Origin of the sequence: Bacteroides salyersiae WAL 10018 = DSM 18765 = JCM 12988 (genome assembly GCF_000381365.1) — a bacterium.
Lineage (GTDB): Bacteria > Bacteroidota > Bacteroidia > Bacteroidales > Bacteroidaceae > Bacteroides > Bacteroides salyersiae.
Genome location: NZ_KB905466.1, coordinates 1,186,387 through 1,200,974 on the forward strand (window position 1 = coordinate 1,186,387; position 14,588 = coordinate 1,200,974).

Consider the following 14,588-nt stretch of genomic DNA (forward strand, 5'->3'; position numbering starts at 1 on the left):
AGGGAGTACAGATACTCTTGTTTATTAATTAGTTACAAAACCAACTTAGCTCCCTCTCCCACGGAGAGGGTTGGGGAGAGGCTTTATTTTTTATTATAATTGATCAACGTCTAATTCTACATATTTAATTCGCTGGCGTCGCCAGGTATATACAATATGGACCTTACCATCCTTACCTTGAATCACGGACGGATAAGAATACTGGCTTATCGGGCTATCTTCCAATACAACCGCAGCATCCCAAGTCATTCCATCTTCGGAAATAGCAACGCTCAAAGGAGTACGTACTCCTTTACGGGTTCCCGGCAGTGCTCCGAAATCGTTATATACTAACAGGTGACGACCGTCTTTCAACGTGACAGCATCCGTACCGGAGTTATTGTTAACCACCTCCGTCAACCGCAGCTTCGTCCATGAGTCCCCATTGTCTGCGCTCCAGGCTTCCGCTAATTTTCCGTTCCGGGTACGGCAAAGGATTTGTAGACGACCGTCTTTATGCTTCAACAAACTCGGCTGAATAGCATAAATAGGTTTCAGATTCTTGTCACGAACCACCTCTCCGCCTTCCGGATCATCTTCCTCTTCTGCTTTACCGGCATTACTCCCTCCCTGATGCTGGGTCAATAAAGCCAGATCAGCTTCCAATGGTCCTACTTTACGCCAAGTCTTCCCCCGGTCGTCCGAAATTTCAAAATGAATTCTCCACCCGTTCTCACCTTCTGTACTCGAAGGACAGATAATGCGTCCATTGATATATTCGGGCTTGTTCTTCACTGGTCCCAAGAAACCGTCCGGCAACTTCTCGGGAGAACTCCAAGTTTTGCCACCGTTTTTAGAACGTATCAGCCATCCCGTCCAGTTGGCTACCTTATCTCCCCTTTTATAAAAAAGCATCAACTCGCCTTTCGGTAGTTGAAACAACACAGGATTCCAGCAGGCTTCACGCAAAGTCGGTGTAATTACCCCATCAGCCACCTTTACCGGAGGCGTCCACACATCACTTCCCTTTACTTTTCGGCAAACCCAGATACAGCAATCAGGATTCCTTTCCTTCGTTCCGCCAAAAAAGGCAGCTACCAGATCTCCTTTCGGAGTCTCGGCAACAGTTGCTCCATGACATTCGGGAAAGGCGGCCTGTTCATACAAGAACTGATCCTTCAAAATAGCCTTGTGCCGGGTAGGTATCTCCACATCGTAATGATAAGTCCCTGACCCCAATGTCTCCACTTTTCCATCGGGAAAGTAGACTTCAGCCGTGGTATTGACAGGAATAGTGATGTCCCATTGCAGATGAGTCAGCGTCTTGTTCCAATGGCTCTCCACCACCCCGTAAGGAGTTTTATAAGAAGCATTCACCCGGCTCACACCCTGTATCTCAAAACCGGGCTTCATCACAATCTGCTTGAAACCGACCTGCTGACGGCTACTCCGGATTCCTCCCAAACTTTCGTAACACCAAGAAAGTAAATCGCCCAACAACATAACATGATTGCCACTGTTCATCTCCGGACGAGCCGTATTTCCATTCCATAACTCCCAGATAGTGGTAGCTCCTTGTTCCGCCATATATCCCCAACTGGGATAAGTCCGGTTTGAAGCAAGCAAATAAGCGACATCGGCATAACCTTTCCGAGTCAACTCACGCAATAACCACTGCACTCCGATCACTCCGCAACAGATATGACCCCCATTTTTGGTAATGATAGCAGTCACCACATTCTTTACTACTTCCGGTATATATGGTTTCGGTACCAGCCCGAAAGCCAAAGGCAAGATATTGGCAGTAGCTGTATTATTGCCATAATAAATGCTATCCGGATAAAGCGGATGACCTGGCACGGGTGAAGTTCCCGTTTTTACTGTCAAGAAACGGGCATTGAAAGCATCTTTCATCTTCCGTTCCAATGCTCCCCATTGGCGGGCTTCTTCTTCCAAGCCCTGCACTGAAGCAAAACGATGCATCAGTTGTAACATCTTCAGATAATAGGCCGTTGCAATCAATGAGCCGTCCGTCTTACGCTCTGGATCCCGACTATGGATCAATTCTAATGATTCCGGTGGAAGGCACCAGTCGCCATATTTATCTTTTGTCAGAATAAAATCTTCCGTCATATACTCCTCACGCATATGTTTCAACCAACGTTTCATGGCATCATAATGCCTTTCTATCGGCTGTTTATTGCCATACTGCGTATACATCATATCACAAGAAAGTAAAAGAGCTGCGGGCCACGTCATATTATCCGAATAATAATTCCAGTAAGCCGGAGCCACATCAGGGATACAACCGTCTTCACGTTGGGCATCACAAATATCTTTTGCCCATTTGGCATATAACGGACCATTCCCGAACAGATAGCTTTCTCCCCAACATCCCATTACCCGATCGCCCAGCCAAGGCTGACGTTCATTACGTTGCGGACAGTCGACCGGCATTCCTTTATAATTGGATAGAATCCCCCAATAAGCATTCCTGTAAATCCGATTCAACGTACTGTCAGAACAAGAGAAAGTTCCCAAATGCTCCATCTCGTCACTTACTACTTCACCTGTAAAATCAGTTAACTCGGGAGAGGGATACCCCGTCACCTCCACATAACGAAAACCATGATAAACAAAGCGAGGTGCCCATGTCGTTTCTTTTTCAATCCCCCGGCATATATACGTATCAGTCACCCGGGCATCCCGCAGATTGTCCATATACAATTCACCGTCGGATTGTAATAACTCGGCAAAACGAAGCCGGATGCTGTCTCCTGCCGCCCCTTTTATTTTCATTCGTATCCAGCCGGCCATATTTTGTCCCATATCCAAGATATACTTTTCACCGATTTTATGAATGGCCACAGGGGTGATACGATCTACCACTTTCATATTAGGCGTCATGGACGCCCGCAATGTACCTGTGGGAACACTCACCCGTTGAACAGGCAACCACGACGCATCATCATATCCTATCTTATTCCAGCCATCCATTTCTTTACGGGCGTCATATTCTTCGCCATCATATTCATTATTACTGCGGATAGGACCGTCAGCCGTCAGTTTCCAACTTAAATCACTGGCAATGGTTTCCGAACTGCCATCCTCATACTCCACGATCAGATTAAGACGCATTTTAGGGTATCCGAAATTAGCGATCTTATAAGGTTTGTAATTCTGACGCATCGTATAGAAACGACCGTTACCCAATGTCACGCCAATCGCATTTTTATTTTGTGTAAGCAATGAAGTGACATCAAAACTATTATAAAGAATCGTTTTACGGTAATCTGTAGGAACCGGTGCCAATACTTGCTCTCCTACTCTTTGCCCGTTTATAAACAGTTCGTACAATCCCAGTCCGGCAATGTGGATAGTGGCCTGCTTTACCGGTTTGCCCACCATAAACTCTTTACGAAGATAACGCGCACTCAATCTGCTCCATTGTGTCTCGCTATCCCACTCGAAAGCTTTATCCATACCGATCCAAACACCTTTCCAACGGTTTTCCGAAAGCAACCCCATAGTCCACATGGAAGAGGTGCTCCACGGGGTTTCACCGGCAGTAGTATAACTCTTTACTTTCCAATAACAACGCATGTTGCTTTTCAATTGCTTTCCGGCATAAGGTACCCATTGAGAATCCTCACTCTGCACTTTACCGGAATCCCAAAGATCTCCTTCGTTCTTATTTAATTTTTCCGGTGAAGAAGACACCAGAATATGATAACCCGTTTGCATTACATTTCTCTCCGTCGACGTAATTTGCCAACTCAAACGGGGAGCCGGAGCATCGATACCCACCGGTGCCACTAACTGCTCTGTTCTGATTTCTGTAATAACCGTATCCGCCCGTAACTCTTCACATAGAAAAAAAAACAATAGCAAAGAGAGGGAATAAAAAAATTTGTTCATAATTCGATGTTTTATAAAAAGTCAAGAAAGTAGTTAAGTAGTCAAGTAGTTAAGTAGTAAGTAGGAGATAGACCGGTGAGTTATTAAGTAATCAAGTAAATGAGTGGCTAAGCAAAAGTAGGAGATAAGAGATAAACAAATAATTGATAATCTGTTATTAAACAACGATCCACAGAATAAATCCATCCTACTTGACTACTTAACTACTTGACTACTTTCTTGACTACTTGACTACTTTCTTGACTACTTTCTTGACTACTAATTACAATCACTGTTCAAGTGTCCTCCAATCCTTTCCAATATAATTCTTATCGGTATCGATCGCAATAAGTACCTGATCATTACCACTCATATAACCGGCATCATATTGGAAAGTAGTTATCTTATTATCATATTCGCCGATGTAAGTCAACTTTCCGTTTTTGGTGTTATACCACCATACATTTTTCTTTGCACCACTGATCTTGGTCAGGTCGATCTGCATCGGACGACCGGTATAGTTGTAGACCATCAGATAATCATTTCCCCGAGTGGCTATGGCACGGTCATAACGTTCACCGTTTACTCCGGCAATCACACTCTGATCGGGAATGCGCTCGAAATAGGGAACACTCAACATCAGACTCTTCAAATATTTCATCTGATTGTATCCGGGATCTTTCAATGCATCCACCCATGTCTTTTTAGAACCGTCTGCCCCAAAAGCACCGATCACTCCGGGTTTAATGAACTGCATAATATCGTTATGACCATAAGTATGCCCGAATGAACCTGCAAAAACCGACCAATAAGCATAACGCCGCACATCACCATCATGCCAGCGAGTCTCATTCGGATCATGAAGTCCCTGGGGAATATCTTCATAGACCGGCTCACCGTCGATCACCGGTTTCATAGGTTTCATAGCCATACTGCGTTCTACAAAACGCCAGTTATCCTCTTCCGTATTTTCCTCAATCGGATAATCACCATCTCCCTTACGTTGTCCATAACGCCTGTGCCCACTCTGAAACATATTGAAATCCAACCAGTCCGCATTATTAAACCATGCAGCCGAAGTGGTTCTTCCCCGTGGATGGAAAGTCATCAGATGATGAGTATCAATGTCCCGGATAGTACGGGCCAACGCTTCCCAAACATCCGTCTTCACATCTCCGCGTATATCTCCACCGATCATCCAGACGATATTGGGTGCATCTTTATAGCGTTCCGCAAGAAATTTCCCATAGGCTTGTGCTTCTTTCACATTCATTAATCCGTCATCGACAGGTGTCCCCCAAATGCACACCATACCAATATAAATTCCTTTCTTCTCGGCTGTTTTGATAATATAATCCATATGATCCCAATAGCCGTAAACTCCTTTCTTGTCGATGTTTTTGAAATTAAACCCATCAGGCAATGAATATTGACCGTATATATTTATGGAAGGAACTTGATTCATGGTCTGTATCTGCACCACATTATATCCGGCTTGTTTACAGTTCTCCAGATAATAAGCGGCTTCCTCCCGGTTCAGACATTCCGGCAGCAACCATCCTGTTTCTCCCAGCCAGAAGAACGGTGTTCCGTTTTCATGTTTCAGATAACGCCCCTCTTCCGAAACGACCAACCTCCCATTTTCCCATGGCAACCGTTCTCCCTTCTTTTGCGCAGCAACGTTCTCACCGAATAAAGACAAAGCCAATAAAACCAGCCAGCTAAAAAAAAACTCTTTTTTATCCATTAGTTGTTATATTACGTAATTATTTATGGTTTAACTTTTCATATTCGATAGCCGCAAGAATAAAACTTCCTACGGATTTAGGATCGTTCTCGATAACCGGTTCAGATATATAATATTCATAACTTCCGTCCCGATATACCGGTTCGCCACCCAACCCGGCTACCGCACAGCAATTCGTTATCGTATAAGAGCCATCCTGCTCCTCTTTGATGAACTCCTTCAACATACCGTTGAAAGCCCTGTCTGTCATCGTTTTATAATCCGTAGAGATATATCCTTCACGAATAGCCTTACTAAAGAAATAGACAAATAAAGCAGTAGCCGAAGACTCTAAATAATTTCCTTCGCTGCCACCTTTGTCGATTACCTGATACCACACGCCCGTCACCGGATCCTGATATTTTACTAATGAAGCCGCCAGACCGTTGATCAACGTCAATATCGTATCTCTTCCGGCCGTTTTTCCGGGCAGATAATCGAGTACATCTACCAAAGCAGCAGCATACCAACCGATACTACGGCTCCAGAAGTTCGGTGAGCACCCCGTCTCCTTATCAGCCCAAGCCTGCTCACGGCTTTCGTCCCAGCCATGATAATACAATCCGGTGGCAGGATCATACGTTTTACGGGCTATCAAAGTGATCTGATTCACGACATCGGCAAATACTGTCGTATCACCAAACACCGTCCCATATTGTGACAGATAAGGAGAAGCCATAAAAATGCCGTCCAGCCACATTTGGTGAGGATACCTCTGTTTGTGCCAAAAACCGCCTTCCCGGGTACGGGGTTGTTCCGCCATCTGCTTGCGCAACGTGTCCATCGCTATTTTATACCGACTATCGCGTGTGCGTTCATAAAAATCAAACAATATCTTTCCCGGATTCACATTATCAATATTAAATGAAAGATAATTCATCGTCCGTATCCTTCCGCTTTCATCAATCAGACTATCGGCATAGATCTTTGCATATTCGTAATAAGTACTGTCTCCTGTATGTTTCCACAGCTCAAGCATAGACTTTACCACCAGTCCGTGTGTATATCCCCACCGGGGTTTCTTTGCTTTCTCGATCATCCAGGGCTCCGGGAAACGTTGTATCTCCGAACGCGCCATTTTTACACTCCAAGTCTCTTTTTCCTCTTTTCCGCCATTCGTACAGGATATGAAACCTCCGATCAGCAAGAGAGGAATTATCCATTTAATCATCTTTTTATCCATATTTGTCATCTGATTTATTTACCAATAATCCTATATTCTTTTCCCGGCTCTGTATGCAAATCGTACAAATAGGTTTCAGGTAAGTTCACTTCATGAAGTTTAGCTTGTACATTAATCAATGGAGCCGCTATTTCAGGAGTACGATACAGGGGATTCGGATTATTCCCTTCCGCCGGTTGCAACTCCTCTCCGGTCAATCGATTCAAGGAACGCAACCGACAGTTTCCACCGTGTCGTGAACGGATAACTACCTGCTCTACTTTTCCTTTTTTCCACCGGATATCCATTTCAAAGCCACCGCGCGCCACGATACCCTTTATTTCTCCCTCTTCCCATACATCCGGAAGAGCAGGAAGCAGATAAATAAAACCATCATGACTCTGCATCAACATCTCCACAATACCGGCAGTACATCCGAAATTCCCATCGATCTGAAAAGGCGGATGAGCATCAAACAGATTAGGGTACGTACCTCCTTTTTTCTTTTCATTCCGTACAAGAGTCAGTTGTTCTGTAATCAGTTTATAAGCATGATTCCCATCGAGCAAACGTGCCCACAAGCAAACTTTCCAGCCCATACTCCATCCTGTAGACGGATCTCCGCGATGAATCAACGAAGTACGTGCCGCGTCAAACAATTCAGGAGTGCGATACGGTGATATTTGGTTACTGGGAAATAAACCATACAGATGAGAAACATGCCGGTGAATATCATCCGGATCATCCCAATCGAACATCCATTCCTGCAACTGCCCCCAACGGCCGATTTGCATAGGTGGCATCTCCTTCAGGCGTTCTTCCAGATGACTGGCATATTCAGTATCGACTCCCAACAACCGGGCAGTAGCAATGATTGATGTCCATAAATCAAATACCAACTGATTATCCATGGTACACCCGGCAGCAGTCGTGGCTTTACCACCGCTTCCGGCATGCGTGTTCTCCGGAGAATTGCTCGGACACACCACTAACCAGTTATGCAACGGCTCTTTCACCATAGTTTCATCAAAAAAACGCCCCGCCTCTTTCATAATAGGATAAGCCGAACGTAAAAACTCTACATCGCCCGTATACAGATATCGCTCCCACAAGTGCCGGCAAAGCCAAGCTCCACCCGAAGGCCACATTCCCGAAGGTGCTTTATCCAAAGGACCGGTAATCCGCCATATATCCGTATTGTGGTGAAGTACCCATCCTTTCGCACCATACATGATTTCGGCCGTCTCCTTTCCAGTCTCGCTAACTTCACGCGTCATCCGAAACAACGGTTCATGGAGTTCACTCAAATTGGTCACCTCGGCAGGCCAATAATTCATCTCCACATTAATATTACAAGTGTATTTGCTATCCCACGAAGGGAAAAGTTTATCATTCCATATTCCTTGCAAATTGGCTGGTTGTCCGCCCGGTTGGGAAGAACAGATCAGCAAATAGCGGCCAAACTGAAAATAGGTGGCCACCAAACCGGCATCATGGGTTGTTTTAAATTTTTCTACCCGCTTATCGGTAGGAAACTGCTCCGTACTCCCCGTTCCCAGATTTAAACTGACACGATCCATATACGCTTTGAAAAAATCGATATGAGACTGCTTTGCTTCCGTATAGTTCTTTTGCATAGCCTTCTCCAAATACTGTCTGGCACGTTCCACTTGATCAGCGCTGATATCCTTGTAATTGATGAAGTTGGTGGCAAGCGAAACATATACAACTGCTTCATCGGCCCCTTCCACCGTGAGAACGCCATCTCTACATGAAACGGCGCCACCCTGTACCCTTGTGGCCAAACGTCCCTGAAATTCGACTTTCCCTTTCAACCCTTCATGCCACGAAGACACTCCGGAGAGCGTGACACATTCTCCATCCGTATCAACCAATGCATCCTGATGGGGCGTAGTCAACACGGCATTAAACGTTATCTTTCCGGGTCTATCGGCTGTCAACCGTACCATGATCACCTGATCGGTAAACGAAGTAAACATTTCACGCCGGTAATTAACATCGTCTACCCGATAGCCTACCTTCACACAGGCCGAATCCAAATTTAGCTCCCGATAATAATCCCGATACCGTGTATGCCCGGGAAACGAAATACGCAGATCTCCGAAGCTTTGATAAGGCATACCGGAATTTGTTTTAGACATTACTTTTTCTGTGGCAAGTGTTTGCGCTTCCAAGTATTTACCGGCAAAAACCAATTCCCTTACTTTCGGAATATACTTCAACCCTTCCGGATTTGCATTATTATTAGGACGACCGGCCCAAAGAGTTTCTTCATTCAACTGTAACTGTTCCACAGCCGGATTTCCAAATACCATAGCACCCAAACGCCCGTTTCCCAAAGGCAAAGCCTCTGTCCATACCTGAGCCGGACGGTCGTACCATAATTTATGTTCCTGTGCGGAAAGCCACTCAAAAGAGATCGCCAGTAAAAGGCAAAAGCTTATCGATATTCTTTTCATGTATATGTGGTAGTATAATTCTATATCGAATAGACGCAAATACCGGTATTTTGTACTTATTCCGCATAAAAAAAGTAAATAGAGACAGTACAAGAGATGCTTATAATACGTCCTTTAGCAAAAGTAAAATCAAACGATATGGGAAAGATAAACATGCATTCCTGGATACAGGAAAAGATCGATACCCCTCAACGATGTGCCATTCCCATCATGACACACCCGGGTATCGAGTACATTCATAAAACTGTACGCGATGCCGTCACTAACGGACAAATACACTATGAAGCCATACAGGCACTGTGCGACCGATACCCGTCTGCCGCAGTCACGGTAATCATGGATCTCACGGTAGAAGCAGAGGCTTTCGGTGCGGAAATTGTTTTTCCGGAAGACGAAGTTCCCAGTGTAAGCGGACGTCTGCTTCGTGATGAAGCAGCCATTGAATCATTGGAAGTCCCCGCTCTAAACAAAGGACGGATTCCCCAATATTTGAAAGCCAATATGCTGGCGGCGGGACACATTACCGACCGGCCTGTATTTGCCGGTTGCATAGGTCCCTATTCATTAGCAGGACGACTTTACGACATGTCCGAAATCATGATGCTCATTTATATCAATCCCCAAGCCGCCATCACATTATTGCGCAAATGTACAGACTTCATACTCCGCTATTGCATGGCTCTGAAAGCTACCGGAGCCAATGGTGTCATCATGGCCGAACCGGCTGCCGGATTATTGTCCAATGAGGATTGTATGCAATACTCGTCCATATTCATTAAAGAGATAGTCGACAAAGTGCAGGATGAATATTTCTCTGTGATACTACACAATTGCGGAAATACCGGAAACTGTACGGCAGCCATGGTTTATACCGGATCGGCAGGCTACCATTTCGGGAATAAAATCGACATGGCAGATGCATTGAAAGAAGTTCCTTCCCGGACATTAGCCATGGGAAATCTTGATCCGGTAAGTTTATTCAAGGCCGCTACGCCTGAAAAGATGAAAGCGGAAACCTTGCACTTGTTGAAAGAAACCGAAAAGTACCCTAATTTCGTCCTTTCTTCCGGTTGCGATATTCCTCCTTGTACACCATCTGAAAACATCGATGCCTTTTATGAGGCACTAAAAGAGTTCAATCAAAACAGATAACCCAGAAAATGATTGAACAACAACTCACTCTTTCCAATTTGCCTGTCTCATCATCCGAAATCTACGAGATGATGGGATATGGCAATCAAACGGTTCCTGAGCCGGAAATAGAAGCAGAGACACAAAAGTTACTAAAACAAATTTCCGCCATTGCCCGTCCGTCTTTTCTTTTTTTTAGTATAAACGGACAATTAGACACAATGAAAGAGACATTAACCGTGGAGCATATCACCTTTCATTTAGGAAAGATCATAACCCGGCAATTAAGAAAATCGGAAAGTTTTGTTTTTTTTGTTGCCACAGCAGGCTACGATTTCGAGCGGTTTCAACAAACATTACGGCAGGAGAACGATCCCTTAAAAAACTATATTGCCGATACAATAGGTAGCGTCATTGCCGAAAAGACAGCAGACTGTATGGAGCTTGCATTAGAAAAGTACATTGCCTCCCAAGAGTGGAAACATACCAACCGGTTCAGTCCCGGCTATTGCGGATGGCACGTTTCCGAGCAGCATCTTCTTTTCTCCTTATTTCCATCCCCTCATCCTTGTGGTATCCACCTCTCGGATTCCAGCCTGATGATTCCTATCAAATCGGTAAGCGGAATCATCGGAACCGGTTCCGCCGTACATAAAGTTGACTATACCTGCGGTCTGTGTACTTACGATGCATGCTATCGCCGGAAAAAGAAATAACTAAACAGGCTATGAATGTCCATTGAAAAAAAGATAAAGCCCCAACATGACAACAGCAAGCAATACCCATGCCACAACCACCCCTTTCGATGTTTTCTCCATCACCTGTTTTATATCAAACACCTGTTTTGAAGAACGTTTATCAAACAGACTGATTAATACCATACCCATACTGATAATTACAAACAGATAGAATGATAACATCATGAAATGAGGCCAAAACGAATATTGTCCGACAGGAAATACCCATAAATAAAGGACACCGACTCCGATGCTGAAAACTGTTCCCAAGGTCAAAGCCAGATTCGCCGCCAACGTAGTAGTACGTTTCCAAAATACACCAAGCAAAAATACTGCTGCCATCGGAGGAGCGATAAATCCTAATACAGACTGGAATATATTGAATAAATTCAATCCCTTGATGCTATCGATGGCAACTGTAATAACCACAGACAACAAAGCACCAACCAACGTCACAACATGCCCTGTACGGATAATCTCCTTCTGACTGGCCTCCGGGTTGAAGTTTTTCACATATATATCCATTGTGAACACCGTGCTCAATGCATTCAGAGCCGACCCGATAGTGCTTACCAGCGCCGCCGTCAACACCGCCAGAACCAAACCCACCATACCGGTCGGAAACAAATTCGTCACCATAGTCATATATGCCTCATCCGGATTGGCTAACTCCGGATAAAGTGCCAGACACAAAATACCGGGCAAAATATACAAAGGAACATCCAATATCTTCAACCATCCTGTAAAATTAGCTCCTTTCTGACCCTCTTTCAGATTCTTTGCAGCCAGAACCGGTTGTACCATCGACTGATCCGTACACCAGAACCAGACCCCCATAATGGGATACCCCAATATAATGGGAAGCCAAGGGAAAGCCGGATCATCCTTCGACAAAAACAGATTCCAGTAATTTGCCGGTACGGCATCCACCAGCGCGTCAATCCCCCCGACCTTGTATATTCCTGCAACTGTAAGTGTTGCCGACACAAAGATCAACAACAGCATTTGATATACATTGGTATAAGCCACCGCCTTTAATCCGCCCGCCATCGTGAAAAATGCAGATATAACCAATAGAATCAATGCTGATTGCCACATCGGTATATCAAAGACCTGCCGGATCAAAACTCCGCCGGCAAACAAAGTCAACGCCAGCCAAGAAATCAAAATAGTAACAATGGTGTACCAAGCCAGAATATTACGGGTAGACTGCCCGAAGCGGTATCCCATAAACTCCGGCAAAGTGGATACATGCATTCCTAAATATCGTGGAGCAAAAACAAAAGCCAATAAAGCAATAAATACAAAAGCATACCAAGCATAATTGCCTGATACAATGCCGGTAGTGAAACCGGCACTGGCCGAGGCAATCAGCATGGAAGGCCCCACATTGGTTCCCCACATGGAAAAACCGATGTGATGCCATTTCAATGAGTTCTCTGCAAGAAAAAGACTGCTCCCTTTCTTCCTTTTCAGGCTGGCCCATATTCCAATCGCTACTAATATAAAAAAATAAGTGATCAGGATACCCCAATCCAGCGTATCTAAAAATTTAACATGCATCATTCCGGTCGGTATTAAATAAAAAGTTCTACATCATTTATCTATTGACGATGAAGGCTCATCAATTCCTTTGCCACGGAAACAGCCGTGTTGGCATTGTCACTATATCCGTCGGCCCCTATTTCGTCGGCAAATCCCTGGCTGACAGGTGCCCCGCCAATCATCACTTTAACCTGCCTGCGAATACCGGCAGCCTCCAACGCATGTATCACCTCTTTCATATACGTCATGGTAGTGGTCAGCAACGCACTCATACACAAAATATCCGCATGATTATCTTTCACAGCCTCAACAAACTTATCACACGATACATCTATACCGATATTAATCACTTCAAATCCACAGCCTTCCAACATAGAAGCTACCAAATTCTTGCCGATGTCATGCAAATCTCCTTTCACCGTACCGATCACAACTTTACCAATTGTAGTAGAAGCCGTTCCTTGCAACAATGGTTTCAATAATTCCAAAGCACCTTTCATCGCACGACCGGCCATCAACAATTGGGGAACAAAAGCCTTACCGTCCTGAAAACGCTGTCCTACTTCTCCCATCGCCTTTATCATATATTTATTTATGATTTCCTGGGGAGCAACCCCATCGGCAATAGCCTGTTTCGTCACTTCCACGGCAGATTCCAGCCTTCCGCCTACAATAGCGTCGAACAACGGTTGCAGAGCCTCGTCAGATTTCTCCGAAACCCGGTCGATCTTTATTTTCTCAAGCTCGGTGTCATTGACGGAGTTTTGCTTCTCTCCGGTTTCGCCAACAGCTTCCGAATTTACTTTCGACGTATACTCTTCCACTATCTTCATGGCTTGTTCCACCTCTTTTTCATTATGAAAATCCATCTCGATATGCACCCCGTCACCACCGATGGCATCGAGTAAGGGTTTCAACTCGTCAAGTGTAACCCAACAAGCCATCACACTCTTACCGGCAGCCAATATTTTTCTATACAGATCGTACCACTTCGGCGAGCCTCCCTGCGGTTCGCCTACCCCCGGCGTCCATTGAATAGCATTCAGTTCGTCTATCTCAAGCAAAGCAGGCAGATGGTGCATCGCTCCTACTCCATCCAAATGATACAACGTATACTCGATTTTTCGACATTGCTCCCGGATAAATGGTTGCACGAAACGACGATAATCATCTTCACTGATCATAGTCGAAATATCGCTTTGCAGTTTAGTCATCTTACCCGGTGCCCACGATGAGAAATAACAGAAAGCCATTTCATCTCCTTCACGGATAATATCGTATAATTCATCGAATACCTTAAAATAGATATCATTGATTTGCTGCATCTGATATTCCAATACCTCCGGCTGCATGACGGTATCCAGCAAAACTTTGTCTGTACCTTTTAAAGCGGCCAACACATCGAGCCCTTCCATCAAATCGGGCATACCTACATAGTAATGTCCGGCAGCTTTCTTTTTACAAGCCTTCAAAAGCTCTTTATGCAATATCCAGTTGGGATGCTCCGAATTAAAAACAATATCCTCTTTGAAGTCCGGATCGGGATGTATCCAAATCGTATCCTCTCCCCCTTCGAACACACCTCCCAAAATAGCGGCTAACGAACCAGGTCCCAACTGCGTATTGGCTACGGGAAGTATATCCGCCATCAAACTGCTGTGAGCCACATACCAATCCAGATATCCGGCTCTCCATTCCGGATCAAACCATTTTTGATTCAGATCCACGGGGGGGAGAGGAGTTGCCACCCCGGCATGCGGTTCCACTCCTTCCTGAAAGTGTTCCCACATATTTAATACGATTCCTTTATGATTCCACCAATCCAAATAATGCTGTTTGGTCTCTTCTAAATTGCTTTTCCAAGTTTTCAT

The 14,588-nt window shown here is 44.8% G+C and carries 8 protein-coding genes; 2 read left to right on the top strand and 6 right to left on the bottom strand.

From position 1 onward, the window contains the following. Positions 1-93: 93 nt before the first annotated feature. The 4 genes from HMPREF1532_RS04650 to HMPREF1532_RS04665 form a co-directional block, all read right to left on the bottom strand. Positions 94-3,897, bottom strand: a complete 3,804-nt coding sequence (locus tag HMPREF1532_RS04650) for a family 78 glycoside hydrolase catalytic domain (protein ID WP_005925521.1) — start codon at positions 3,895-3,897, stop codon at positions 94-96. Between the two features lie 268 nt (positions 3,898-4,165). Next, positions 4,166-5,623 (bottom strand): glycoside hydrolase family 140 protein, encoded by a 1,458-nt coding sequence (locus HMPREF1532_RS04655; RefSeq protein ID WP_005925524.1) that lies wholly within the window; start codon positions 5,621-5,623, stop codon positions 4,166-4,168. 19 nt (positions 5,624-5,642) lie between these two features. After that, positions 5,643-6,845 carry a glycoside hydrolase family 88/105 protein gene (locus HMPREF1532_RS04660; protein WP_021936489.1) on the bottom strand — a complete coding sequence of 401 codons (1,203 nt, stop codon included), beginning with the start codon at positions 6,843-6,845 and terminating at the stop codon, positions 5,643-5,645. 14 nt (positions 6,846-6,859) lie between these two features. Then, on the bottom strand, positions 6,860-9,304 hold the full coding sequence (locus HMPREF1532_RS04665) for a glycoside hydrolase family 95 protein (protein WP_025818945.1): 2,445 nt from the start codon (positions 9,302-9,304) through the stop codon (positions 6,860-6,862). A gap of 138 nt (positions 9,305-9,442) precedes the next feature. Between HMPREF1532_RS04665 and HMPREF1532_RS04670 the strand changes: the two genes are divergently transcribed. Together HMPREF1532_RS04670 and HMPREF1532_RS04675 are read left to right on the top strand one after the other, a co-directional pair. Next, complete coding sequence (locus HMPREF1532_RS04670) at positions 9,443-10,456, top strand: uroporphyrinogen decarboxylase family protein (protein ID WP_005925532.1); 1,014 nt, start codon at positions 9,443-9,445, stop codon at positions 10,454-10,456. A gap of 8 nt (positions 10,457-10,464) precedes the next feature. Continuing rightward, positions 10,465-11,151: a vitamin B12 dependent-methionine synthase activation domain-containing protein gene (locus HMPREF1532_RS04675; RefSeq protein WP_005925535.1), complete on the top strand. Its 687-nt coding sequence runs from the start codon at positions 10,465-10,467 to the stop codon at positions 11,149-11,151. A 9-nt stretch (positions 11,152-11,160) separates the two neighbouring features. On the opposite strand, the gene HMPREF1532_RS04680 is transcribed toward HMPREF1532_RS04675, so the two are convergent. Together HMPREF1532_RS04680 and HMPREF1532_RS04685 are read right to left on the bottom strand one after the other, a co-directional pair. Beyond that, the gene (locus HMPREF1532_RS04680) at positions 11,161-12,735 is read right to left on the bottom strand and encodes a sodium:solute symporter (RefSeq protein WP_025818946.1); all 1,575 of its coding nucleotides are present in this window, start codon (positions 12,733-12,735) and stop codon (positions 11,161-11,163) included. A gap of 41 nt (positions 12,736-12,776) precedes the next feature. Further along, positions 12,777-14,588 carry a corrinoid protein gene (locus HMPREF1532_RS04685; protein WP_025818947.1) on the bottom strand — a complete coding sequence of 604 codons (1,812 nt, stop codon included), beginning with the start codon at positions 14,586-14,588 and terminating at the stop codon, positions 12,777-12,779.

What these genes read in the sequence shown, in the direction of transcription:
- HMPREF1532_RS04670 (WP_005925532.1), top strand. Translation starts at nt 9,443, where the DNA reads ATGGGAAAGATAAACATGCATTCCTGGATACAGGAAAAGATCGATACC.
- HMPREF1532_RS04660 (WP_021936489.1), bottom strand. Translation starts at nt 6,845, where the DNA reads ATGGATAAAAAGATGATTAAATGGATAATTCCTCTCTTGCTGATCGGA.
- HMPREF1532_RS04685 (WP_025818947.1), bottom strand. Translation starts at nt 14,588, where the DNA reads ATGAAAACTTGGAAAAGCAATTTAGAAGAGACCAAACAGCATTATTTG.
- HMPREF1532_RS04675 (WP_005925535.1), top strand. Translation starts at nt 10,465, where the DNA reads ATGATTGAACAACAACTCACTCTTTCCAATTTGCCTGTCTCATCATCC.
- HMPREF1532_RS04655 (WP_005925524.1), bottom strand. Translation starts at nt 5,623, where the DNA reads ATGGATAAAAAAGAGTTTTTTTTTAGCTGGCTGGTTTTATTGGCTTTG.
- HMPREF1532_RS04665 (WP_025818945.1), bottom strand. Translation starts at nt 9,304, where the DNA reads ATGAAAAGAATATCGATAAGCTTTTGCCTTTTACTGGCGATCTCTTTT.
- HMPREF1532_RS04650 (WP_005925521.1), bottom strand. Translation starts at nt 3,897, where the DNA reads ATGAACAAATTTTTTTATTCCCTCTCTTTGCTATTGTTTTTTTTTCTA.
- HMPREF1532_RS04680 (WP_025818946.1), bottom strand. Translation starts at nt 12,735, where the DNA reads ATGCATGTTAAATTTTTAGATACGCTGGATTGGGGTATCCTGATCACT.